We start from the raw sequence: 5,293 nt of genomic DNA, 5'->3' as shown, positions 1-5,293 counted from the left end.
ATCTACGAATTCTCCGCTGCCATATCTCTTGTTCATTACAAGTGTGATTGCTGCTGTAAGTGTTGTTTTACCGTGGTCAACGTGACCAATTGTTCCAATGTTTACGTGTGGTTTATTTCTTTCAAATTTTGCTTTAGCCATGCTATTCCTCCTAGGATTTTTTAAATTAAGTTCATAATACATCAAATTCAAATTTTTTTCAACATTTAAGCCATTTTTAAGACTTAAATAAGCTCTAATTTTTTTCTAACAAAGGTATTCATAAAATATATTACAAATAATAATGAAACAAATTCTGCTATTACATATCCCCACCATATTTCATTGACTGTGAAAAATTTTATTGCAATATATGCCACAGGTAGAAGCACAACTATTTGTCTTAATATAGAATCAAATAGTGCTAAAATTCCGTTGCCAAAGGCTTGGAAAACTGCCACTCCAACGATTGATATGCCAGCAAATATATAGGATAGTGCACTTATTCTTAACATTGGTATTCCAATTTCAAGCATCTTTCCACTTGCTGAGAAAATAGAAAGTAATTCTCTTGGAAAAATTATTATAATTGACGATACAATTACCATCATTGCCATTACTACTATAAAGGCGAGTTTTACTGATTTTAAAATTCTCTCTTTATTCTTTGCACCATAATTGTAGGCGACTATTGGCACCAATCCGTTATTCACACCAAAGACTGGCATAAATACAAAGGACTGAATTTTGAAATACGCTCCAAGTGCTGCAATGGCAGAGGTTGATATATTGGAAAGCATTTTATTTAATACATAAATTGTAAAGGACTGAATTGTAATTGTAATCATAGAAGGGACTCCAACTGCATATATCCTCTTTACTATACCTAAATCTAGTACAGGTTTTTTTATTGTAATTTCTTTGTTAAATTTATGTTCAAAGAAACATCCACATAATGCGCCGATTATTTGTCCAATAACTGTCGCTATCGCTGCACCTTTTACTCCCATGGCAGGCAATCCAAAATATCCAAATATAAAAATTGGATCAAGGATTATATTTAATATAGCTCCAGTAAGTTGTGTGAGCATTGTAAATATTGATTTTCCCGTGGACTGCAAGAGCCTTTCGAGAAAAATTTGCATAAAAACTCCCATGGACAGACCCATTACAATTTGAAGATAATCTACTCCATAATTTATTATGTTCTCGTTTGTCGTCTGTGCTGACAAATAAGGCCTTGGCAGAAACCTTGAAATTATTAAAAGTATTATTCCATAAATTATTGCAAGAGCTAAACCTGTCTCTGCAATTCTGTCTGATTTTTTAAAATTCTTTTCTCCCAAGTATCTGGATATTAAGGAATTCATACCTACGCCAGTGCCTACTGCAATTCCTATCATTATATTTTGGATTGGAAAGGCAATAGATATGGCAGTAAATGCTTCTTCATTGATCTTTCCAATGTAGTAAGAATCCACTAGGTTATACATGGATTGTATAAACATAGAAACTACAATAGGAAAAGATACTTGAAATAAAAGCTTTGGGATTGCCATTATCCCCAACTTATTTTCTTGATTTTTCACCTAATCACTCCCTAACTTTATATATTATATAGGAGATTATAAGATTTTTGAAGTTAAAAAAAGAAGCTAAGAAAAAATTCTTAACTTCTAAATATTTAAATTTATTATATTCTCTATTTTGATTTTATCTAAAATTATCCATTAATCAGGTATATGATTCCATTCTCTCACATTTTCTTTTAAAGTTTTGCCACTAGGTCCACCTTTTTTAAACCTTATAACATCTTTTTGTCTATCTCCGTTAACATCTATATATCTCCTATAATTAACGTATATAGTGTCATCAATAGGTTCTACAAGCTGTTTTACATAAGATACAAAATCATAAATAAATCCTGGTGTTCCTCCAATAAGCAATGAAAAAAATCCAATTACTTTGGCTTCTTCATCTTTCCAAGCTCTGTATGACATACTTTCATTTATATATAGTTCATACCCTGAACTAGAGTAAAGGTTTATGTTAAATTCACCTGAACTTGTTGCGCTGGCAATATTGTTTTTATCAACTTTAGAATACAAAACTCCATCTGCATAAATATATATACTATTATCATCTTCTTTTTTGCTCATAATAGTTGTCTTCCCATCATCATATAAAATTTTTAATGAATTTTCGTCAATAAACTCTATTTTATAATTTCCCCCATTCATACTAACAGGTTCTGTATCACTATATGCAAAAACACTTGATGCGTTTAAAAATAACATAATTATAACCAAAAAAACAACAGTAAATTTCTTCAACTTTTTCACCTAACCTTATTTATTTTTATGAATATCGTATAAACAATAACAAATCTGAACAAAAAATGCAAAAGTAAATAGCAAAAATATACTCCGACCTCTTTTAAAAAATGATATAACAGTAAAAATTAAAAATATAAAATTTAAAAATATTAGCGTTTTATTCTTCTTCAAAATACCACCTTCCAAACCTAATACTATCACAACCCCGGTTCATCTCTAGATTTAATTTTTCTCAATTAAGAAAGTCACTAAATACTAATACTATATAATCTTTATGTGACAACGTAATTTTATAGTATTGAATTTTTTTTTCAATTCATTTTTTTTAATTGTTTTCCAGCCTACTTTATACAATAATCATTTAATGTTAAAATAAAATTATGAGGTGATTTTAATGAAATTATTAATTACAAGTAATATTCCAGAAAAAATTTATGACGAACTAAATAAAAATTTCGAGATAACTTATCACGACTCCAATATGCCTTTAAAAAAGGAAGAAATTATTGAAAAGATAAAGGGTCAAGATGCACTACTATGCCCTCTTTCCGATAAAATTGATAAGGATGTAATTGACGCAGGAAGGGACTTGAAAATTATTGCAAACTACGGTGCTGGCTTTGACAATATAGATATAAATTACGCTCGTGAAAAAAATATTGTGGTTACAAACGCACCGGCACCTGCGTCTGCCGTTTCCACTGCGGAACTTGCCTTTGGACTAATGCTTAGCGCTGCAAGAAAAATTGTGTCAGGCGACAAAGTTACAAGAAGAGGAGAGTTTTATGGTTGGAGACCAACTTTTTACCTTGGAAGTCAACTTAAAGGAAAAACTCTTGGCATAATTGGACTTGGAAATATTGGCAAAAATCTCGCAAAAAGAGCAAAGGCTTTTGAGATGAATGTAATTTATTATTCACGCACTAGAAAAGAAGATTTTGAAAGTGAATACAAAATTGAATATAGATCAAAGGATGATGTAATTAAGAATTCTGACTTTTTGAGTCTTCACACTGCCTATGTTCCTGAACTACATCATATGATTTCTAAAAATGAATTGGAAATGATGAAAAAAAGTGCTATATTAATAAATGCTTCAAGAGGTCCAGTTGTAGACGAAGATGCCCTTGCTGATGCCCTAATAGAAGAAAAAATAGCGGGAGCTGCTCTCGATGTATATGAAGAAGAACCTAAGGTAAATGAAAAACTAATAGACCTAGACAATGTAATCCTTGCTCCTCACCTTGGCAATGCTACTTTTGAAGCAAGACTAGAAATGGGTGAAAATGCAAAGGATAATTTAATTGATTTTAAAAATGGAAAAACTCCAAAGAACAAAGTAAACTGAGGTGTAAAATGATAAATTATTACAGTCCCCAAGAAATGAAAATTTGGTCAGGTAGAATTGACGACGAAAATGATTATGAAAGCTTTAGATGGCATCAATGGGTTAAGCCCCTTGACTTAAATGACGATAGCCTAACTCCCTTTGACGGCAAGCTTGGTTTTGGAATAATTGGTTTTGAATCAGACCAAGGTATTGAACTAAATAAGGGTAGATTTGGTGCTGCTGCAGGTCCTGCTGCAATAAGAAAGGAGCTTGCAAAACTTCCTTGTCAGTTTTCTAAAGACCTTAAAATTTATGACTGCGGTAATGTTACGAGTAAAAACACAACTCTTGAGGCAAGCCAAGATGAACTTGCAAAAGCTGTAAAAAAAGTTTTAGAATTAAATTTATTCCCACTTGTTTTAGGAGGCGGACACGAAACTGCCTTTGGTCATTACAAGGGAATTAGCACATATCTCGACGATAAAGAAGACAATAAACTGGGTATTTTAAATTTTGACGCTCACTTTGACCTAAGACCTTACGAAAAGGGAACTGGAACAAGTGGAACAATGTTTAGACAAATCGCCGACTACACTCGTGAAAAGGAAACTGATTACGCATATTATGTTATTGGAATACAAAAACATTCCAACACTCTTGCGCTTTTTAGAACCGCTGATGATTTAGGAGTAAAATATGTATTAGGAAAAGATTTAATCAATGGAAATTTCTTTGAGATAATTCACAACCTTGACGAATACATCCACGAACAAGATCACCTATACATTACAATTTGTATGGACTGTTTCACATCTTCCTTTGCACCGGGAGTATCTGCACCACAACCCCTTGGAGTTGACCCAGAAAAAGTAATACTTCTTCTAAAACACGTCTTTTCAACTGGAAAGCCAATTAGTTTTGACATATGTGAAGTTTCTCCAAGGTTTGACCACGACTCTGTAACTGCTAACTTAGCTTCAATTTTAGTCTACACAGTTGTATCAACTATGGCACAACACATATTGGGCAAGGAAAATAAAAAATACATCCCTCAATAAAATTTAATACAAATATCTCTTATTTATTGATTACCCTCTTTACTTAACAAAATAGTAAGGAGGGTATTTTTATGGAAATACTTAAAAATAGTTGACAACAACTTGTGAAAGCCTTATGATTTAATCAAGTAAATTGCTGAATTTTTATCAAAGGAGCATAATATGACTAAAAAAGTTCTCATCTTGACTTTTATTTTAATTTTTACAATGGCTTGCTCAAAAACTAATTTATATTCTTTAAAAACTGACTTATCTCATAAAGAAAATGTTGAAAAATTAATAAATGAACTCAATTGGGAAAATAAAGACCTTAAAGAAATAAAGATAAAAGAAGAAAAAATTACCATTATTTTTGATAACGATAAAGAGTATTCTCAAATTAATTTAAAATCTTATGTTGTAAATTCCATTTATTTAATGATTTTAACAAATGCCGAAGAAATCTCTTGTGAAAATAAAATAGGTTCATTTTTTGGTATCAATAAAAAAATAGCAGATATGTTTTTGTCTACTCAATATAATACAAGTTTAGATGATATTAGAAATAGCGAAGAAGAATTCCACAAATTGGAAAAATTTATGAAAAATTT

General features: G+C 31.0%; 6 protein-coding genes. 3 read left to right on the top strand and 3 right to left on the bottom strand.

Annotation, left to right across the window (positions count from 1 at the left end; translation table 11 throughout):
• From MR285_RS00870 to MR285_RS00860, 3 genes are all read right to left on the bottom strand, one after another.
• On the bottom strand, positions 1 to 141 hold a 141-nt coding region (locus MR285_RS00870; protein WP_293557235.1), incomplete at its 3' end, for a GTP-binding protein.
• An 83-nt stretch (positions 142 to 224) separates the two neighbouring features.
• A complete protein-coding gene (locus MR285_RS00865) occupies positions 225 to 1,568 on the bottom strand; it encodes an MATE family efflux transporter (RefSeq protein WP_293557234.1) in 1,344 nt (447 codons plus the stop codon).
• Between the two features lie 141 nt (positions 1,569 to 1,709).
• The gene (locus MR285_RS00860) at positions 1,710 to 2,312 is read right to left on the bottom strand and encodes a hypothetical protein (RefSeq protein ID WP_293557233.1); all 603 of its coding nucleotides are present in this window, start codon (positions 2,310 to 2,312) and stop codon (positions 1,710 to 1,712) included.
• 397 nt (positions 2,313 to 2,709) lie between these two features.
• Between MR285_RS00860 and MR285_RS00855 the strand changes: the two genes are divergently transcribed.
• The 3 genes from MR285_RS00855 to MR285_RS00845 all read left to right on the top strand — a co-directional run.
• The gene (locus MR285_RS00855; protein WP_293557232.1) at positions 2,710 to 3,663 is read left to right on the top strand and encodes a 2-hydroxyacid dehydrogenase family protein; all 954 of its coding nucleotides are present in this window, start codon (positions 2,710 to 2,712) and stop codon (positions 3,661 to 3,663) included.
• A gap of 8 nt (positions 3,664 to 3,671) precedes the next feature.
• A complete protein-coding gene (gene hutG / locus MR285_RS00850; protein ID WP_293557231.1) occupies positions 3,672 to 4,703 on the top strand; it encodes a formimidoylglutamase in 1,032 nt (343 codons plus the stop codon).
• 162 nt (positions 4,704 to 4,865) lie between these two features.
• A partial coding sequence (locus tag MR285_RS00845) for a hypothetical protein (protein ID WP_293557230.1) occupies positions 4,866 to 5,293 on the top strand: 428 nt, incomplete at its 3' end.

This window comes from Peptoniphilus sp., assembly GCF_022767005.1.
GTDB lineage: Bacteria > Bacillota > Clostridia > Tissierellales > Peptoniphilaceae > Peptoniphilus_A.
The sequence above is the reverse complement of the archived record's forward strand: the minus strand, read 5'-3'. Positions and strand labels throughout refer to the sequence as shown.